Annotated in this window: 19 protein-coding genes and 1 pseudogene; 13 read left to right on the top strand and 7 right to left on the bottom strand. The window is 63.2% G+C overall.

What is annotated here, in order from left to right; genetic code table 11:
- From AC2FL1_RS18230 to AC2FL1_RS18220, 3 genes and pseudogenes are all read left to right on the top strand, one after another.
- Nucleotides 1-353: pseudogene (locus AC2FL1_RS18230) on the top strand (Hsp70 family protein); the annotation flags it as partial.
- Between the two features lie 76 nt (nt 354-429).
- Nucleotides 430-1,335, top strand: coding sequence for an oxygen-dependent tRNA uridine(34) hydroxylase TrhO (trhO, locus tag AC2FL1_RS18225; RefSeq protein WP_496877865.1), 906 nt, complete (start codon nt 430-432; stop codon nt 1,333-1,335).
- 67 nt (nt 1,336-1,402) lie between these two features.
- Entirely contained in the window at nt 1,403-1,909 is a 507-nt protein-coding gene (locus AC2FL1_RS18220) for a potassium channel family protein (RefSeq protein WP_496877864.1), read from the top strand.
- A gap of 7 nt (nt 1,910-1,916) precedes the next feature.
- Here AC2FL1_RS18220 and AC2FL1_RS18215 read toward each other — a convergent pair whose 3' ends face one another.
- The 6 genes from AC2FL1_RS18215 to AC2FL1_RS18190 all read right to left on the bottom strand — a co-directional run bounded on the left by AC2FL1_RS18215 (nt 1,917) and on the right by AC2FL1_RS18190 (nt 8,269).
- Nucleotides 1,917-2,993, bottom strand: a complete 1,077-nt coding sequence (locus tag AC2FL1_RS18215) for a DUF1513 domain-containing protein (RefSeq protein WP_496877863.1) — start codon at nt 2,991-2,993, stop codon at nt 1,917-1,919.
- A gap of 3 nt (nt 2,994-2,996) precedes the next feature.
- Nucleotides 2,997-3,992: an imelysin family protein gene (locus tag AC2FL1_RS18210; protein WP_496877862.1), complete on the bottom strand. Its 996-nt coding sequence runs from the start codon at nt 3,990-3,992 to the stop codon at nt 2,997-2,999.
- A gap of 1 nt (nt 3,993) precedes the next feature.
- Nucleotides 3,994-5,484 (bottom strand): di-heme oxidoreductase family protein, encoded by a 1,491-nt coding sequence (locus tag AC2FL1_RS18205; protein WP_496877861.1) that lies wholly within the window; start codon nt 5,482-5,484, stop codon nt 3,994-3,996.
- Nucleotides 5,481-6,500, bottom strand: coding sequence for a hypothetical protein (locus AC2FL1_RS18200; RefSeq protein ID WP_496877860.1), 1,020 nt, complete (start codon nt 6,498-6,500; stop codon nt 5,481-5,483). Before AC2FL1_RS18200 ends, AC2FL1_RS18205 begins: the two co-directional genes overlap by 4 nt.
- Nucleotides 6,501-6,563: 63 nt before the next feature.
- Nucleotides 6,564-7,826 carry an imelysin family protein gene (locus tag AC2FL1_RS18195; RefSeq protein ID WP_496877859.1) on the bottom strand — a complete coding sequence of 421 codons (1,263 nt, stop codon included), beginning with the start codon at nt 7,824-7,826 and terminating at the stop codon, nt 6,564-6,566.
- 113 nt (nt 7,827-7,939) lie between these two features.
- Nucleotides 7,940-8,269, bottom strand: coding sequence for a hypothetical protein (locus AC2FL1_RS18190; RefSeq protein ID WP_044027756.1), 330 nt, complete (start codon nt 8,267-8,269; stop codon nt 7,940-7,942).
- A 180-nt stretch (nt 8,270-8,449) separates the two neighbouring features.
- On the opposite strand from AC2FL1_RS18190, the gene betB reads away from it, so the two are divergent.
- The 8 genes from betB to ptsN all read left to right on the top strand — a co-directional run bounded on the left by betB (nt 8,450) and on the right by ptsN (nt 14,942).
- Nucleotides 8,450-9,904 (top strand): betaine-aldehyde dehydrogenase, encoded by a 1,455-nt coding sequence (gene betB, locus AC2FL1_RS18185; protein WP_496877858.1) that lies wholly within the window; start codon nt 8,450-8,452, stop codon nt 9,902-9,904.
- Between the two features lie 254 nt (nt 9,905-10,158).
- Nucleotides 10,159-10,773: a ribonuclease D gene (locus tag AC2FL1_RS18180; protein ID WP_496877857.1), complete on the top strand. Its 615-nt coding sequence runs from the start codon at nt 10,159-10,161 to the stop codon at nt 10,771-10,773.
- Nucleotides 10,770-11,738: a KpsF/GutQ family sugar-phosphate isomerase gene (locus AC2FL1_RS18175; protein WP_496877856.1), complete on the top strand. Its 969-nt coding sequence runs from the start codon at nt 10,770-10,772 to the stop codon at nt 11,736-11,738. The genes AC2FL1_RS18180 and AC2FL1_RS18175 overlap by 4 nt, the downstream gene beginning before the upstream one ends.
- Nucleotides 11,739-11,741: 3 nt before the next feature.
- Complete coding sequence (locus tag AC2FL1_RS18170; protein WP_496877855.1) at nt 11,742-12,350, top strand: hypothetical protein; 609 nt, start codon at nt 11,742-11,744, stop codon at nt 12,348-12,350.
- 3 nt (nt 12,351-12,353) lie between these two features.
- Entirely contained in the window at nt 12,354-12,845 is a 492-nt protein-coding gene (locus AC2FL1_RS18165) for an LptA/OstA family protein (RefSeq protein WP_496827341.1), read from the top strand.
- Nucleotides 12,845-13,603, top strand: coding sequence for an LPS export ABC transporter ATP-binding protein (gene lptB / locus AC2FL1_RS18160; RefSeq protein WP_496827339.1), 759 nt, complete (start codon nt 12,845-12,847; stop codon nt 13,601-13,603). Before AC2FL1_RS18165 ends, lptB begins: the two co-directional genes overlap by 1 nt.
- A 247-nt stretch (nt 13,604-13,850) precedes the next feature.
- Nucleotides 13,851-14,414, top strand: coding sequence for a ribosome hibernation-promoting factor, HPF/YfiA family (gene hpf / locus AC2FL1_RS18155; RefSeq protein WP_496827487.1), 564 nt, complete (start codon nt 13,851-13,853; stop codon nt 14,412-14,414).
- Nucleotides 14,415-14,477: 63 nt separating this feature from the next.
- Nucleotides 14,478-14,942, top strand: a complete 465-nt coding sequence (gene ptsN / locus AC2FL1_RS18150) for a PTS IIA-like nitrogen regulatory protein PtsN (RefSeq protein WP_234145286.1) — start codon at nt 14,478-14,480, stop codon at nt 14,940-14,942.
- Nucleotides 14,943-15,010: 68 nt separating this feature from the next.
- Here the strand turns inward: ptsN and dalA are convergent, their stop codons facing one another.
- The gene (gene dalA, locus AC2FL1_RS18145; protein ID WP_496827337.1) at nt 15,011-15,523 is read right to left on the bottom strand and encodes a divisome-associated lipoprotein DalA; all 513 of its coding nucleotides are present in this window, start codon (nt 15,521-15,523) and stop codon (nt 15,011-15,013) included.
- A gap of 167 nt (nt 15,524-15,690) precedes the next feature.
- Between dalA and AC2FL1_RS18140 the strand changes: the two genes are divergently transcribed.
- Together AC2FL1_RS18140 and AC2FL1_RS18135 are read left to right on the top strand one after the other, a co-directional pair.
- Nucleotides 15,691-16,290 (top strand): L,D-transpeptidase, encoded by a 600-nt coding sequence (locus AC2FL1_RS18140; RefSeq protein WP_496827335.1) that lies wholly within the window; start codon nt 15,691-15,693, stop codon nt 16,288-16,290.
- Between the two features lie 141 nt (nt 16,291-16,431).
- On the top strand, nt 16,432-16,617 hold the full coding sequence (locus tag AC2FL1_RS18135) for a hypothetical protein (RefSeq protein WP_234139223.1): 186 nt from the start codon (nt 16,432-16,434) through the stop codon (nt 16,615-16,617).
- The last annotated feature ends 23 nt before the right edge of the window (nt 16,618-16,640 follow it).

The raw sequence follows: 16,640 nt of genomic DNA, 5'->3' as shown, positions 1-16,640 counted from the left end.
ATGACGTGGCCTATGCGGTCGAGGCCGGTAAGATTGCCGCCAACGAGGCCGAGGTGGGCCGCATCGCGCTGGATATCGTCGAACGTGGGCTGTGGGCCGATCTGGGAAGCGCCGCGATGCAGGTGGCGCTCACCGGCTTCGCCGATGAAATCGCCACTTGCGCGATGCAGACGGTACACGACGCGGGTGTCGCACCGGACAGCGTCGATCAGGTCGTGTTTGTCGGCGGCTCCAGCCTGATGGGGGTGATCCGCGCGGCGCTGGGGCGCGTCCTGCCTGGCGCCCGGCAACAGGGTTCCGAGGTGTTCACCGCCGTGGTTCACGGCCTCGCGCTGGCCAGCGAACACCAGTAAAACAACATCGAAAACGCATGTTTCGCCCATTGCCGCGCCTCTTGAAATCACGCGCGGCGCGGCGTATGGCGCGGGCATGTACACGATCGCCGCACTCTACCACTTCACCCGGTTCGCCGACCCGGCCACCCTGAAACCCGCCCTGCTGGACCTGTGTCTGGCGCAAGGGGTCAAGGGCACGCTGCTGCTGGCCAAAGAGGGGATCAACGGCACCATCGCCGGGCCGCGCGCCGGGATCGACGCGGTGCTGGCCCATATCCGCGCCTTGCCGGGTTCCGCCGATCTGGAGTGGAAAGAGGCGACCAGCGACCACCCGCCCTTTGGCAAGATGAAGGTGCGGCTGAAGCAAGAGATCGTCACCATGGGCCAGCCGGATGTCGATCCGCGCGCCCGCGTCGGCCATTATGTCGAGCCTGAGGATTGGAACGACCTGATCCGCTCGGACGATGTGGTGCTGATCGACACCCGCAACGATTACGAGGTCGCCATCGGCACCTTCGAAGGCGCCATCGACCCGATGACCGAAAGCTTTCGCGACTTTCCCGCCTGGTGGGAAGCCAACAAGGAGCGGTTCCACAACAAGCGGGTGGCGATGTTCTGCACCGGCGGCATCCGCTGCGAGAAATCGACCAATTACCTGCTGGGTCAGGGGGTCGAGGATGTCTATCACCTCAAGGGCGGCATCCTGCGCTATCTCGAAGAGATACCCGCCGACAACAGCACCTGGCAGGGTGAATGTTTCGTCTTCGACAACCGCGTCTCGGTCGGGCATGGGCTTGTCGAGGGGCCGCACGAGCTGTGCCATGGCTGCCGCCGCCCGATCCTGCCCGAGGATCGCAATCGCCCGGAATACGAGCATGGGGTCAGTTGCCACCTGTGCATCGACGAGACCTCGGAGGCTGACAAGATGCGGTTCCGCGAACGGCAGAAACAGATCGCCCTGGCCCGTGCCCGGGGCGAGGAGCATCTGGCCTCGCACTGAGCCTCTGAATGCTTGCTTGAACTCGTCCGGCAAGAGATGATCGAAGCCGGAATTCGAGGAACAGCACATGACCAAACCGCACTCCCTGACGCACGAGTGGCGCGGCACCATGATCGCCGCATCCGGAATGGTCATCGTCAGCAGCTTGGCCTTCCGTATCCTGTCACAGGTAGACGAAGGGGTCGCAGGCGGGACCTTGGGTACCATTTCCACGATCGTTCTGGCGGCGTGGCTGCTGATGCAGCTTTGGACCTATGTCGTGCGGATCGGTCAGCCCAAGCATCAGGTCGTGCTGATGGGCATATCCTTCATCCAGTCCGTGCCTTTCCTCTATGCTGCTGTCTATGCGTCCTTCGGGTATTCGGACAATTGCATCATCGGAGCGCAGCGTCCCTCGGAACTGCTGTATTTCTCGTATGTCACGTTTACCACGGTCGGCTACGGCGATCTGCAACCTGTCGGGACGTGCCGCGGCCTGGCTGTAGCCGAGGCTGTGACCGGTTACATTCTGCTCGGCCTGTTTGTGTCGGCGGCCGTGGCTGTCGCCTCGCACGAAAGGAATTCCAAAGAATAGCGCGGCCTCATCCTGCGTTGACCGCCACCAGGTGATTGTCCCAGGCAATCGCGGACCGGCTGGTGACCTCACCGCCGACGCGGGTGAAGACACCGCTGCCCGACGAGGCGACCAGCGCGCCGCCGGTCACGCCCAGCCCGCAGACATCGGTGATCGCTACACCGCCGGCGATCCGGCCCGCCGCGACATGGCTCAGCTGCACCAGCCCGCCCCGGGGGGAAGATACCGCGACGCGCCTGCCCCCGTCGTAGAAGATGACGCTACCGCCATAGCCGTTCATGGCGCGCATCTCTGCCTCGGACCCTGTCACCGCAATCGGCGGTGAGCCGCGCCGGTGCAGGCCCAGAACCGGGCGCAAATCGCTCGCCTCGCCTTGCCACTGCATGGCAAAGGCCACCAGCCCATCGGCGCGCAAGTCAAGATGACGGATCGAGTTCATGCGGTGCTCGGGTGGCATCTGCACCACCTCAAGCACCTCGCCCGTCAGCGAAAGGTAACTCAGGTTGGGCTGCATCACCGGCAGGTTCAGCTTGACCCGGCCAGTGTCGGGGTGGGTCTCGACCCCGCCATTGGCCACCACCAGCGTCTGCCCGTCCGGCATCAGGCGGATGTCATGCGGGCCGACCCCGCCTGAACCAAACTCACCGATCCGCCGATAGCCCGCACTTACGTCCCACAGACCGATCCTGCCCTGCCCGGCCTCGTAATCATTTTCGGTGGTGAACAGGATCCGGCCCTCGGCATCAAATGCGCCATGCCCGAAGAAATGCCGCCCTTCAGGTGCGCTCAGCCGGGCGATTTCCGCCCCGCTCACACAGTTCAGCACCAGCGCGAACCGGCCCGGTCGGCGCGCAAAGGCCACCGCCTCGGCCCGTTCGGGATGGGCGGCGGCGGCATGGCCTCGGTCTGGGATCGGCAGGTGGAAAACCGGCCTGCCGCGCCTATCCAGACCATAGAGGTTGTAGGCACCATCCGCGGCGCGCCCGGCGCTCAGGAAAGCGGGCGCGCCCGCATCGGCCCAACCGGCGCGCGGGGTCAGCCCCGCCGCCGCCAATCCAGCCAGAAATCCGCGTCGTGTGGTCATCGCTCAATCCCCGTCCAATGCATTGAATCCCGCTGAAACCCCAAGTTTCGGCCCCAGGTCCTGCGCCACCACCTGCCGGATCTCGTTGACCCGTTGTTGCAGCGCCTCGACCCGGAGCCGCCCGACCGGGGTGGCGACACCGGTCAATGACGGATCGTCCAATGCCGCCGCGCTGGCCAATGCACGGTCAAAGGTTGCGCCAAGCCGCTCTTGCAGCGCGGCATCCCCTTCGGCCAGCAGCAGGGCCAGCTGGCGCTGCGAGTGCAATGCCTCGATCACCAGCGACAGGGAAAGACCCGCGCGCCAGGCCTCGGCCCGGTTCGGGCGCGGCCTGTCAAAACTGCCCAAGGGCCGGCCCAGACGCAGGTCGGCGGTCATCTGCAAGCCGGTGCCCAGCGCCTTGAACAGCTCCTGCATCGCCTCGTCGCGACTGCGATAGGGGCTGTCCGGCCCCGGTGCGCGCATCAGCGCCGCATAGCGGTCACCCCAGTCCGCCGCCATTGCCTGTGCCAGCCCCGCAGTGTCGCGCGCGATGGCGCGGATCAGGGCACAGCGATAGGCCTCGCTGCCGGGCAGACCCTCGTCATAGAGCAGGAACTCAAGCGCATAGAGCCCGCGCGCAGCGACCGAGACCTGGGCAAACGCCTGTGCATCCTGCACCACCGGATCCTCTGCCGCGATCAGCCCGGCAAGCGCCTTCGGCGTCATGCCCCGGCTGTCGGGCCAGAAGGCTAGCGCAAAGGCGCGGTTTTCCGCCTCGGTCGGGCCAAAACGTAAGTGACTGACCCCGGCCCAGGCGCGAAGCGCCCCGTTGAGCGCCGCGCGCAAATCAGGGTCGCTCTCGTCGCACCCGACCTCGGCGGCAGCGGCCAGCGACGTTGTCTCCTCTACCAGCCGCGCGAACCCCGGTAACACAAGAGTGTCGAGCACCCGACCGACCGGGTCGGCGGATGCCGTTGCGGCGACAAGGCATAGGATCAGGGCAACAAGGTGCTTCATGTCAGAGACTCTCCAGAAACCGGATCAGGGCGGCGCGGTCCTCGGGCATCAGGGCGATCACCCGGTCGCGCTGCGCCGCAGCCTCGCCCCCGTGCCAGAGCACCGCTTCAAGCAATGTGCGCGCCCGCCCGTCATGCAGGAAACGCGCCTCTCCGCTGACCTGTTCGGTCAGGCCAATCCCCCAAAGCGGAGCGGTGCGCCATTCGCGCCCGCTTGCCACGCCTTGCGGCAGCCGGTCGGCCAGCCCCTCGCCCATGTCATGCAGCAACAGGTCGGTATAGGGCCAGATCAGCTGAAGGCTCTGCTCTGGTTGATCCGTCAATCGGGCGGTCACGTGTTTGGGCACATGGCAGGCCGGGCAGCCGATGCTGTAGAACACCCGCTTGCCCCGCAACACCTCAGGGTCATCCACATCCCGCCGCGCCGGCACCGCAAGGTTGCGGCTGTAGAACGCAGTCAGCGCCAGCGCCGGGCCGTCGATCTCGGCGCCGCGCGGATTGCCATTGCCATGAGGAGCATTCCGGCATTCCATTTGCGATCCGGTACAGTCGCCCCAAGGCGCGGGCAGCAGTGGCGAAGAGATACCGATATCCGAGGCAAAGGCCGCTGCCGTCTGGTCAAGAACCGAGGCCGCGCCCGCCTTCCAACCGAACCGGCCCAGCGCCTTCTGCCCTGTCTCCAGATCAGCTACCCGGTTGGGTCGCCCCGATATGCCGTCGCCATCCCGGTCGTCCGGATCGGCATGGGCGAGTATCTCCTCTTTGGGGATCGCTTCAAGCAGACCCAGCCCAATCATCTGTGGCGCCACCCGGGGGCTGAGCACGCTTTCAGCATGTAGCGCGCCCTGCGTCGCGTCCAGCCGGTATCGGGGCTTGCGCAGAACCGCCACCTCGCCCCCGTTCAGGGAGACCTCGGTCTCGGTATAGCTCACCGCGATCCGCGCTTCGGGCCGCAGGCCGGGCACGGCGCTGTCCTGAATCTGTAATCCGAACAGCGGATCGGGCAGCACCGCGTCACCAAGGACCCTGCCGACCCGCAGCACCAGCCCCGGTCCGCCCTTGGGCTGGCCGCGCCCGTCGCGGATATGGCAGGCCTGACAACTGCGCGCATTGTAGAGCGGCCCCAGCCCGTCGGATGCCTTGGTCGAGGAGGGTGACGCCACCCAGAGCTTGTCGAACAGGGCCTGACCCAGGTGGAAATCCAGTTCCCGCTCAAAGCCCATATTGGCGGAAGGGCGCGAGAAGGCATCGCGCCCCAAATCGCCCGAAACCGTGGCGGCGCCACCGGGCAACTGCTCAAAGGGTTCCGCCGCTGTGAACCCCGTTGCCGGGGCCGTTACGGTAGCGATCCTCTCGCGTTCATCTGTGCTGCGCGGCTGGGCCTCTGCGCCGAGGCCCAAGGCAGATAGCGCCAGCAACGGGACAAGGGGCCCCCGACAACAGGCAGAGACCACCCGTCGCACCCGGAGGATATGAGGCCCCCCGCCGCTCATTCGCCCAATGCGATCTCGCAATTGACACCAAACACGTGATCCACAGCGCCTGCCTCTTCCATTCGCGCCAACGCCGCGCCGACAAGGTAGCGCTCGCCAAACTCGTATTCAGCTCCGACCGAGAATAGTTCGGTCAACCCGGTGCTGTCGATGTCACGCCGGGAATAGGTGCCCGACAGGGTCACGTCGCCCAGCGCATAGGCGGCGTTGAGCGTGGCATAGGTTGCGTCGTCGGCGGTGCCGCCGTAGCCGCTGAAACTGGCGACCTCGGCAAACAGGTCGAGCGGCATGTTATGAAACGAATGAAATACACTGGCCACCACCCCGTTTTCGGATTTCACATCACCAGCGCCCCGGCTGAGGTGGCGCACACCCAGTCGCAATTCGGTCTCGCCAAGGGACTTGATCCAGGTGAGCGCGCCATTGTCGAGCCGCCCGGTATTGCCCGCACCGCCCGACGCAGTGCTGTTGCGCGCCCGGCGGAACCCGGCCGATCGGCTCAGCGCGGTGTCATCGGCATAGAAAAGGCCTGCGTGCAACATCCCCACTGCGCCCAGATCGACCGCGACCAGCGCGCCCAGCTGCTCGGTCAGCTCGTAATCCTCGGCCAGATCGGCGGCGAAGAATCCCGCCGTCTGATCCCAGCCGATGCCGAAAACAGGCGAGACCTTGCCCAGCTGGAAACTGGCCGAACCGGTCTCGATCTGCAGCCCCAGTTCCTTGATATAGAGGCCCCAGTCGGTGAAGTTCCGGTCGCCCGGGGTGGGGTCATTCAGGCTCTCGCCGATCAGGGCGGCAAAGACGCTGACAGTGTCGTTGAACCGATAGGCCCCCGACAGGTCCAGCGTACCGGTGGCGGCACCGAATTCATTACCCGCCGTGTCCGATTTGAAGGTGCGGGCGTATTCCAGCTCCAGCGCGCCTTCCCAGGTGAAGCCAGGCGCCTCTTGTGCCCGCGTAACGCCCGCAAAAAGAGCGGCGGCGCCGGCCAGCGCCGCAAGATGTCTGTAAGTCATGATGCTACTTTCTTGGATGAGCAGCTTGGCGGGCATGTGTCGCTGGCTGTGCCGGGGATGGGGTTAGTGAAACACAGCGCCGGGGTTGTCGAGCGACTCCGAGCCTTCGAAGGCGATATCGTCAAGACCCAGCACCGGGAACAGACGCTGGAACGAACGGGCCTGTTCGATCAGCCCGTCGACGCCCGCCATGATCAGCGCCTCGCCCTCGGCATTGCCGCGCGCCAGCATCTGGTCGTAGGCAAATCCGTCTTCAGCTGCGCTGCGGATGGCGCCCAGCGCGCCCATCGTTGTGTCAAGCCTGTCCTTGACCTCGGCATCCAGCGCAGGGTCGGCATCGGCCACCAGATCGGACAGCGACGGGCCCGAGATCACCGTGCCGTCAACCCGGGTATAGCGACCCAGATAGACGTTCCGGATGCCCAACCCATCGAAGTAGTGGCTGTTATGCGTGTTGTCCGAAAAACAGTCATGCTCTTCCTCGGGATCGTTCAGCAGCAGGCCCAGCCGCATCCGCTCGCCCGCCTGCTCTCCATAGCTGAGGCTGCCCATGCCGGTCAGTATCGCCACCAGGCCAACGGTCTCGTCCGCCGTGACCGAGGTACGGGCGTCGCCGCCCGGCGCCCATTGCGCGGCCATCCATTCCAGGTCCGAGACCAGGAGGTCGGTCGCCGCCTGCAGATAAGCGCCACGCCGGTCGCAATTGCCACCAGTGCAATCGGCACCGGGCGCGTAGTCGGTCCAGGGCCGGTTGCCCGCGCCCGGACCCGTGCCGTTCAGATCCTGCCCCCAGAGCAGGAACTCGATGGCGTGATAACCGGTCGCTACATTCGCCTCGACCCCGTCCGCCTCGTGCAGGGTGCCCGATAGCAGCTCGGGCGTGATCTGGTTGGCGTCGATGGTCGTACCGGACAGGTCGAACACAGGCGTCGCGATCACGTTCAGCGCGGCATAGCCGTTTTCATCGGTCGCCCCGGGGTAGGAGGCATCGACATAGTCGATCAGCCCTTCGTCCAGCGGCCAGGCATTCACCTTGTCCTCCCAATCATCGACGATAGCATTTCCGAAGCGATAGACCTCGGTCTGCTGATAAGGATCGCGGGCGGCAAGCCAGGCCTGTTTGGCGGCGGCCAGCGTCTGGGCCGAGGGATCGGCGATCAGCGCATCGACCGCAACCTGAAGCGCGCGGGCAGTGATCAGGCTGTCTTGATACTTGGCCTCGGCAATGTCGGCATAGGTGGTCAGAACGGCGGCTCGGTCGGCAGCCCAGGCGGGCACGGAACACGACAAAGCCAGCGCCGCAGCGGCGAAGACACGGGTTTTCATGGCGAATATCCTTGGATGTTGTCAGGCGCGGCTTGACGGGCCGTGCCGGCCGGTCTGGCTTTGCTTATATCTGACTAAATTTGTCAGTTAAGTCAACACCCCGATCACACCGATCACTTGTTGCGGTCGATCCAAGCCGACATCGCCGCCTTGTCGTGGAAGCATTCCGAAGGCACGGCGCGCCGCTTGGCTCGCGCGATCCGCTCGGCATAGGCGACCTGCTTGCCCGAGGGATACCGGTCGAAGGGAGAGGATTCGGGCGCGCGATGGGCCGAGATCCAGGCCGACAACATGCGCCGGTCGCGCTGCGCCTCAATTGGGATGTCCAGCGAGGCACGGGCAGCGATCGATCGCGCAAAGCGCAACTGTTTCTCGGTCACCGGCAGCAGATGATAATCGTTGCTCGGCCCCATCTGGGGCATGGCGTCGTAATGCTGAGTCATGGCGTCCACCCTCCATGTTCTATGGATCCAATATAGAACATTTGGGGAACATTTTCAACTCTGCCTGTTTATCATCACTCCTTTCGCCTGAATCTTTTTTTATTGACTGGCCAATCAACATGCTCGTAGAAGATCCGCAACGACTCCCCACATCTCCGGCACCGGCACAAAGGACGCATCATGAAGTTCCAGCCAGAAGCGAGCCATTTCATCAATGGCGCCTATGTCGAGGACACGGCAGGCGCCGTGATCGACGTGATCTATCCCGCCACCGGGGAAGTGATCGCCCGGTTGCACTCGGCCACACCCGCGATCATCGACCAGGCGCTTGAGGCCGCGCGACAGGCGCAGGCGCAATGGGCCGCGATGACCGGAACCGAACGTGGACGCATCCTGCGCCGCGCCGCCGACATCATGCGCGCCCGCAACCATGACCTGTCGGTGATCGAAACCCATGACACCGGCAAACCCATTCAAGAAACCACCGTCGCCGATGCCACCTCGGGGGCCGATGCGCTGGAGTATTTCGGCGGGCTGGCCGGGTCGCTGACCGGAGAGCATATCCCGCTGGGTGGCGGTGATTTCGCCTATACCGTCCGCGAGGCGCTGGGCGTCTGCGTCGGCATCGGCGCCTGGAACTATCCCACCCAGATCGCCTGCTGGAAGGGCGCCCCGGCGCTGGCCTGCGGCAATACGATGGTGTTCAAGCCATCGGAAACCACCCCTCTTTCCGCCCTCAAGGTCGCCGAAATCCTGGTCGAGGCCGGGGCGCCCAAGGGTATCTATAGCGTTGTGCAGGGCTATGGCGATGTCGGCGCGTCTCTGGTCACCGATCCGCGCGTCGCCAAGGTATCGCTCACCGGTTCGGTCCCCACCGGGCGCCGGGTCTATGCCGCCGCCGCCGAAAGCATCAAGCACGTGACGATGGAACTGGGCGGCAAGTCGCCGCTGGTCGTGTTTGATGACGCCGATATCGAAAACGCGGTTTCGGGCGCCATTCTGGGCAACTTCTATTCCTCGGGTCAGGTCTGCTCGAACGGGACCCGCGTGTTTGTGCAGAAGGGCATCAAGGAGGCGTTCCTGTCCCGCCTGGCCGAGCGTCTGGCAACGGCGGTGATCGGCGATCCGATGGACCCGGCCACCAATTTCGGGCCGATGGTCAGCGAGGCCCAGATGAACATCGTCCTGGGTTATGTCGACAAGGGCAAGGCCGAGGGCGCACGGCTGGTTTATGGCGGCAACCGGCTGGATCGCGACGGTTTCTACCTGCTGCCCACCGTGTTTGCCGATGTAACCGATGACATGACCATCGCCCGCGAAGAGATTTTCGGGCCGGTCATGTCGGTTCTCGACTTCGACACCGAGGAAGAGGTGCTGGCCCGCGCCAATGCCACCGAGTTCGGCCTCGCCGCGGGCGTCTTTACCCGCGACATCACCCGCGCCCACCGGATGGTGGCCGGGTTCGAAGCGGGCACCTGCTATATCAACACCTATAATCTGGCCCCGGTCGAGGCGCCCTTTGGCGGTTCGAAACAATCGGGCGTGGGGCGCGAAAACTCGAAACTGGCGATCAACCACTTCTCGGAAATGAAGACGGTTTTTGTCTCGATGAACGATCTCCAGGCACCCTACTGAACGCTCCTTTCCCTGACCTCAGCGCCAGCCGCGAGGGCAGGAGCCTCAGGCGGGAGTATTTCGAACCAGAAAGAAGCGGGAATGCTGCTGTTTCTTTCTGGGTATAAAAACTCATTCCCCGCGCACGACCTGCGGCCCGCTGCCGCAAAAGAGCCGCCCTTGAAGCCAGCGGATTCGACCTACCCCCTCCCCGCAGTTGAGTTCGGCGCACAAAGCGCCTATTTCGGGGCCGATACGGTGGAAAGGACATTTCCGTGGCAAATCACCTCTACAAGAACGACCTGCCCGACGGGCTGGATCTGGGCCCCGTGGTGGCCATCGACTGCGAGACCATGGGGCTGAACCCCCATCGCGACCGTCTTTGTGTGATCCAGATGTCGGGCGGCGACGGAAATGCCCATATCGTGCAGGTTGAAAAGGGCCAGACCGCCGCGCCCAACCTGTGCGCGATGCTCGAAAACCCCGCGGTCCTGAAGCTCTTTCATTTCGGCCGTTTCGACATTGCTGCGCTCTATCACGCCTTTGGCGCCCTGACCGCACCGGTCTATTGCACCAAGATCGCCAGCCGCCTGGTGCGCACCTATACCGACCGCCACGGGCTCAAGAACCTGTGCCAGGAGTTGCTGGGCGTCGATATCTCGAAACAGCAGCAGATGAGCGACTGGGGCGCCGAGACGCTGAGCGAGGCGCAGTTGGATTATGCCGCCTCCGATGTCCTCTATCTGCACCGCCTGCGCGAGGCGCTGGATGGTCGGCTGGCGCGCGAAGGCCGCGCCGAACTGGCGCAATCCTGCTTTGATTTCCTGCCTACACGGGCCCGGCTCGACCTTGTGGGCTGGCCCGAAACCGATATCTTTGCCCACTCATGACCGACCGCAGTTCTTTCATCGATACCGCGCGCCAGGTAGTGCTGGACGAGGCCCGGGCGCTTGACGCGCTGTCTGAGAGCCTGGGAGACGATTTTGCCGAGGCCGTGGACCTGATCCTGCGCACCAAGGGGCGCGTGATCGTTTCGGGCATCGGCAAATCGGGCCATATCGGCCACAAGATTGCCGCGACGCTGGCCAGCACCGGCACGCCCGCCTATTTCGTGCACCCGGCCGAGGCGAGCCATGGCGATCTGGGAATGCTCTCCGGGGATGACGTGGTTCTGGCCATCTCGAACTCGGGCGAGGCGCCCGAACTGGCCAATCTGCTGGCCTTTACCCGCCGCTTTGCCATCCCGCTGATCGGGCTGTCGAGCAAACCCGAGAGCTCGCTGATGCAGCAGGCGGATGTGCATCTGCTGATCCCGGCGCTGGGCGAGGCCTGCGGCTTTGGCATGGTGCCGTCGATCTCGACCACATTGACGCTGGCCATGGGCGATGCACTGGCCATCGCGCTGATGAAATATCGCGATTTCCGGCCCGAGAACTTTCGCGTCTTCCATCCCGGCGGCAAGCTGGGCGCGCGGCTCAGCCGGGTATCGGATCTGATGCACGGGGGCGAGGCAGTGCCGCTGATCGCTGCCAACACCCCGATGAGCGAGGCGCTGCTGGAGATCAGCCGCAAGGGCTTTGGCGTGGTCGGGGTCACCGATGATGCCGGCCATCTGGCAGGTATCGTCACCGATGGCGACCTGCGCCGCCACATGTCCGGCCTGCTGGACAAGACCGCCGCCCAGGTGATGACCGCCAACCCGACCACCATCGCCCCCGATGCGCTGGCCGAGGAAGCGGTAGCGATCATGAACGCGCGTAAGATCACCTCGCTCTTCGTGGTCGATCCGGCCGAGCCGGGCGTCGCGCGCGGCCTGCTGCATATCCACGACTGTCTGCGCGTCGGACTGGGCTAGGCGATGGCGGTCGACAGCTATTCCCGGGTTGTCCAATACCTCAAGGTGCTGTTGCCCCTAACTGCACTAGGTCTGCTGTCAGCCGTGTTCCTGCTGTCGTCGCGCGGGACGGATAGCGTTAGCCCGATTCCCTTTGCCCAGGATGAGATTGCCGACCGAACCCGCGGCCAGCAGGTCACAGGCCCGTTCTTTTCAGCAGTCACCCCAAAGGGCGAACAGATCCAGGTGCAGGCAACGCTGGCCCGACCGGGTGGCGATAACGCGCCCGCCGAGGCTACCGACCTTGTCGCCGAGCTGCTCTTGCTGGGGGGAAGGCGGATCCGGCTGACCTCGGATCTGGGCACCGTGCAAATGGACAAGGACCTGGCGATCTTTACCGGCAACGTGGTGATAACCACCTCGGATGGGCTGACGGTGACCACCGAGCAACTCAACGCAGGGTTGAGCGGAATATCCGGTGAAACCCCTGGCAGCGTGCGCGGAACCGGACCTATCGGAGAGTTTACAGCAGGTTCTATGCAAATGGGGGCTGAAAACGAGGATGGCCCTGTCCATATTCGTTTCAAGAATGGCGTGAAACTGCTATATGACCCGAAAGCTGCGGAAAGATAACGTGTGATCGAAATTCGTGCATTGATCCTGGGCCTCGTCCTGGCCCTGGGTGCCGTTGCGGCGCAGGCCGAGGGCACAAAGGTTGCTTTTGGGGCCGTCAAGGCCGACCCGACGCTGCCGGTCGAAGTGACCGCCGACACCCTTGATGTAAGCCAGGAGGACGGCTCGGCCGAGTTTCAGGGCAATGTGATGGTCTCGCAGGGCGAGATGCGGCTGTCGGCCAAACGGGTGCTGGTGATCTACAATCAGCAGGCCTCGGGGATCGAACGGCTGGAGGCTACGGGCGACGTTGTGCTGGTCAGCGGCCCCGACGCCGCCCAGGCCCAGCGCGCCGATTACACCATCGGTACCGGTGTCATCGTGATGACGGGTGATGTCCTGCTGACCCAGGGCAAGAATGCGCTGAGTTCAGGAAAGATGACCGTCAACCTGACTTCGGGCACCGCCCAGATGGTTGGTCGCGTGAAAACCATCCTCAACTCGGACGGCGACTGATGAGCAAACCCCAGCTGACCGTGACCGAGGGCTCCTCGGGCCTCAGAATCGAGAAGTTACGGAAGTCTTACCGCAAGAAAACGGTGATCCGTGACGTCACGATGACGCTTGGCCGATCTGAGGTGGTGGCACTGCTGGGACCGAACGGATCTGGAAAGACGACCACCTTCTACTCGGTGGCGGGGCTGGTCTTTCCCGAGGCGGGAAAAGTCATCATCGACGGACAGAATGTGACCACCCTTCCGATGTATCGCCGCGCTCGGATGGGGATCGGCTATCTGCCACAGGAAATGTCGATCTTTCGCGGGCTCAGCGTCGAAGATAACATCCTTTCGGTGCTCGATATCACCCAGAAACACGCCCACAAGCGGCGCGAGCGGCTGGAAGAGCTGTTGTCGGACTTCTCGATCGAACACCTCCGCCGCGCCCCTGCACTGGCGCTGTCTGGCGGCGAACGCCGCCGGGTCGAGATTGCCCGCTGTCTAGCCGCCGATCCGAAATACCTGCTGTTGGACGAACCCTTTGCCGGGGTCGATCCGATCAGTGTGGGCGATATCCGGCATCTGGTCTCTGACCTCAAGAATCGAGGCATCGGCGTTCTGATTACCGACCACAACGTGCGCGAAACCCTCGAAATCGTCGACCGCGCCTATATCCTGCATGACGGGCAGGTGCTGATGTCGGGCAGCCCCGAGGAAGTGGTGGAGAACGAGAATGTCCGCCGCGTCTATCTTGGCGAGAATTTCCGCATCTCCTGATCCTTACAAAGACTCAACGACTGGTGGAAATCATGTCGCGCCCGCGCGGTTGCCATTGACAGCGGGCGCGTCTCTTGCCTCAATTGGGCTATGGCAAAGCACCGGATCGAAGCTGTTTCTGGTCACCCCTTCAGAGAAGGGAACAAACAGCCGCAACCCGGCGCCGCGTCAATTCCCGTCACCCGAAAATAACAGGCAAGCCGCATTTCGCGGCGTCAATAAGGGTGAAATTTGTGAAGGAGATCACATGCGTTATCAAATCAGCGGAAAACAGATCGACATCGGTGCGGCCTTGCAAAACCACGTTCAGACCGAACTGGGTGAGGTGGTGTCGAAATATGCGCAGCGTCCCACCGACGCCCATGTCGTGTTTTCCCGTTCGGCGCATGAATATGTATGCGAAGCCACCGTTCATCTGTCGACCGGCCTGACTGCCCAGGCCAAGGCCCACGCAACCGAGATCTATGCAGCGTTCGACAGCTGTTGCGAGAAGATGGACAAGCAACTGCGCCGCTACAAGCGACGACTGAAGGACCACCACAAGGACCGGGTCGAGCCGGTTGAACTCTTCGGAGCCTCGTCCTATATCCTCGCCTCGGAAGAACCGGACGCGCAAAGCGAGCCCGACTCGCTGCAGCCGATGATCGTCGCCGAAATGGAGACCAAGATTCCATCGCTGTCAGTTGGCGAGGCCGTGATGCAGATGGAACTGGCTGGCGCCCCGGTGCTGGTGTTTCGGAATGAAAGCAAGGACGGGTTGAACGTCGTGTACCGCCGCGAAGACGGCAACATCGGCTGGATTGATCCGTAATAGGCAAGACACGAACTGCGCGCGCCCGGCACCGCCGGTGGCGCGCGCGAGGAGCAAGACCTTATGGAGCTTTCGAGCATCCTCAAGCCCAACGCGGTCCGCGTCATCGGCGCCGCGTCGAGCAAGAAGAGATTATTTCAGGAAATCACGGACTTGGCTGAAGTGAGCCTAAAGCTGGACGCTCAGGAAATGCTTGAGGCTCTGCTTGAGCGCGAGAGTCTGGGGCCAACCGGTGTAGGTCACGGCGTCGCGCTGCCACATGCCCGGCTCAAAGGCCTGGAACAGGTGGCGGGCGTCTTCGTCCTGCTGGAGAAACCGCTCGATTTCGGTGCCGTCGACCGCCAGCCGGTCGACCTGGCATTTGCGCTTTTTGCACCCGAGGACGCCGGTGTCGAGCACCTCAAGGCTTTGGCGCTGGTCTCGCGCACCCTGCGCGAGCAGTCGGTCTGCACCAAGCTTCGGGCCAACCCGGATCCGACCAAACTCTATGCCATCCTGACCGAATCACATCCACTTCAGGCGGCGTGATTGACGTGTTCGGCACGAAAGAAGGGCCCCCTCGGGGCCCTTTTTGCTTGCGACGTCACGTCAGGAGTTCAGGCCCCCATTTCCAGGGCCCACCAGATCTTGCCGTTGTTTTCCTGGAACCACGCAAATCCCATCATGGTTGCTTTGGGGTCCAGGATGACGGAGCGCGGGCCGGGTTGTTCCATCCAGGCCGCCAGCGTCTCGACCTCGGTTTCATACGTCTCCGAGATCGCCTCGCCCAAGAAGACGCCAGGATAGCCGGCACGGCGGGCACGGTCGATCGGTGACGACCCGTCAGACCCGAAATGCCACGGCCGATTCTGCACCGACATGTCGCGCGCATGGGTGGCTGCGGCCGCGTTCAGTTCAGGATTGAGCTGCACCGGCAGCAGACCCGATGCCTGCCGCAGGGCATTGACCGAATCGAGCATCCTGAACTGCAACTTCGAGGCATCGCCGCGAATCCGGTAGACCTTGGGCAACGGTTTGCCGTCCGAGCCAAGCTGCGTCGGACCCCCGGTATCGGTACAGGCGGCCAGCGCCAGAAAACAAGCAAGAAGAATGGAAATCAGTCGCGTCATGGTCACACCGCATCCTATTGTCGGCCTCTCAGATAACCTTTGACCGGTTGCGATGCAAATCCTGCCTCTATCTCAGGCGACATATGGGTACGGTTTGATTTGCGACTGCGTCCCTAAGGCCATATTATGCACACTATCCTGTGAATTTCTGCGTAAAGGTCCTTTTGATGGTCAAGAAACCCACCTCACTTTCGACCCGGCGTAGCTTCATTGTCGGTGCCGCCTCGGTGCTCGGCACGCCCACGCTGGCACAATTCACCTCCGAAGACCCGCTGCGCCCTGCGCCCGAACCCGAGCCGCCGGTCCGTCGGAATATCTCCAGCTTCCGCGCGCTTGACTGGCAACCCTATTTCTCGAACACCCGTAACGGTGCCATTCTGGTCGATACCGTGTCGCGTGCGCTTCATTACTGGTCCGAGGACCAAAGCGTCTATCGGCTGTTCCCATCTTCGGTTCCGCTTACCGATGAGCTGACCCGCCGTGGCCGCACCAGCGTGATTCGCAAGGTTGTCGGTCCCAGTTGGGCCCCGACCCCATCGATGAAGAAACGCAACCCGGAATGGCCCGATTACATCCCGCCGGGGCCTGACAACCCGCTGGGCACCCATGCGCTCTACCTCAGCTGGAAATACTATCGCATTCATGGAACCCATGACACGCGCAAGATCGGCCGCAGATCATCCAATGGCTGCATCGGTCTTTACAACGAGCATATCGCCCAGCTGTTCGATCTGACCAAAGTTGGCACGCAGGTGTTGCTAATTTGACGACATTTCGGCAGGCAAAGCAGCTTGTCGCGCAACAACCGTTTGCATTCCAACCGCATAGCTGATTAGAAAAAACTCACGAGGTAAGTCTTGGGTGCGCGGTTCAAAAATTGATGAATCGCGCAAATTCTGGAGGTTAACATGAAGAAACTCGTTCTCGCCGCTGCTCTGTCCGCTGCCGCATCGACCGCTTTCGCTGGCAACCTGGCCGAGCCGGTTGTCGAAGCACCGGTCATCGTCGAAGAGACCCAGAGCTCGTCGAGCGGCATCCTGCTGCCCCTGATCCTGCTGGTTCTGGTCGGCGCCGCTGTTGCAGCCAACAACTAATAGATTGGCCTAGCGCCAGTTGT

This window comes from Ruegeria sp. YKSF070 (assembly GCF_059612725.1).
Note: the sequence above shows the minus strand (reverse complement) of the source record. Positions and strands in the feature narration are given on the sequence as shown.

Bases quoted from the DNA above. Each gene is read 5' to 3' on its own strand.
- hpf (WP_496827487.1), top strand. From the start codon at position 13,851: ATGCGTTATCAAATCAGCGGAAAACAGATCGACATCGGTGCGGCCTTG.
- AC2FL1_RS18200 (WP_496877860.1), bottom strand. From the start codon at position 6,500: ATGACTTACAGACATCTTGCGGCGCTGGCCGGCGCCGCCGCTCTTTTT.
- trhO (WP_496877865.1), top strand. From the start codon at position 430: ATGTACACGATCGCCGCACTCTACCACTTCACCCGGTTCGCCGACCCG.
- AC2FL1_RS18220 (WP_496877864.1), top strand. From the start codon at position 1,403: ATGACCAAACCGCACTCCCTGACGCACGAGTGGCGCGGCACCATGATC.
- betB (WP_496877858.1), top strand. From the start codon at position 8,450: ATGAAGTTCCAGCCAGAAGCGAGCCATTTCATCAATGGCGCCTATGTC.
- AC2FL1_RS18215 (WP_496877863.1), bottom strand. From the start codon at position 2,993: ATGACCACACGACGCGGATTTCTGGCTGGATTGGCGGCGGCGGGGCTG.
- lptB (WP_496827339.1), top strand. From the start codon at position 12,845: ATGAGCAAACCCCAGCTGACCGTGACCGAGGGCTCCTCGGGCCTCAGA.
- AC2FL1_RS18190 (WP_044027756.1), bottom strand. From the start codon at position 8,269: ATGACTCAGCATTACGACGCCATGCCCCAGATGGGGCCGAGCAACGAT.
- AC2FL1_RS18205 (WP_496877861.1), bottom strand. From the start codon at position 5,484: ATGAGCGGCGGGGGGCCTCATATCCTCCGGGTGCGACGGGTGGTCTCT.
- AC2FL1_RS18210 (WP_496877862.1), bottom strand. From the start codon at position 3,992: ATGAAGCACCTTGTTGCCCTGATCCTATGCCTTGTCGCCGCAACGGCA.
- AC2FL1_RS18140 (WP_496827335.1), top strand. From the start codon at position 15,691: ATGGTCAAGAAACCCACCTCACTTTCGACCCGGCGTAGCTTCATTGTC.
- AC2FL1_RS18170 (WP_496877855.1), top strand. From the start codon at position 11,742: ATGGCGGTCGACAGCTATTCCCGGGTTGTCCAATACCTCAAGGTGCTG.
- AC2FL1_RS18195 (WP_496877859.1), bottom strand. From the start codon at position 7,826: ATGAAAACCCGTGTCTTCGCCGCTGCGGCGCTGGCTTTGTCGTGTTCC.
- ptsN (WP_234145286.1), top strand. From the start codon at position 14,478: ATGGAGCTTTCGAGCATCCTCAAGCCCAACGCGGTCCGCGTCATCGGC.
- dalA (WP_496827337.1), bottom strand. From the start codon at position 15,523: ATGACGCGACTGATTTCCATTCTTCTTGCTTGTTTTCTGGCGCTGGCC.
- AC2FL1_RS18135 (WP_234139223.1), top strand. From the start codon at position 16,432: ATGAAGAAACTCGTTCTCGCCGCTGCTCTGTCCGCTGCCGCATCGACC.
- AC2FL1_RS18175 (WP_496877856.1), top strand. From the start codon at position 10,770: ATGACCGACCGCAGTTCTTTCATCGATACCGCGCGCCAGGTAGTGCTG.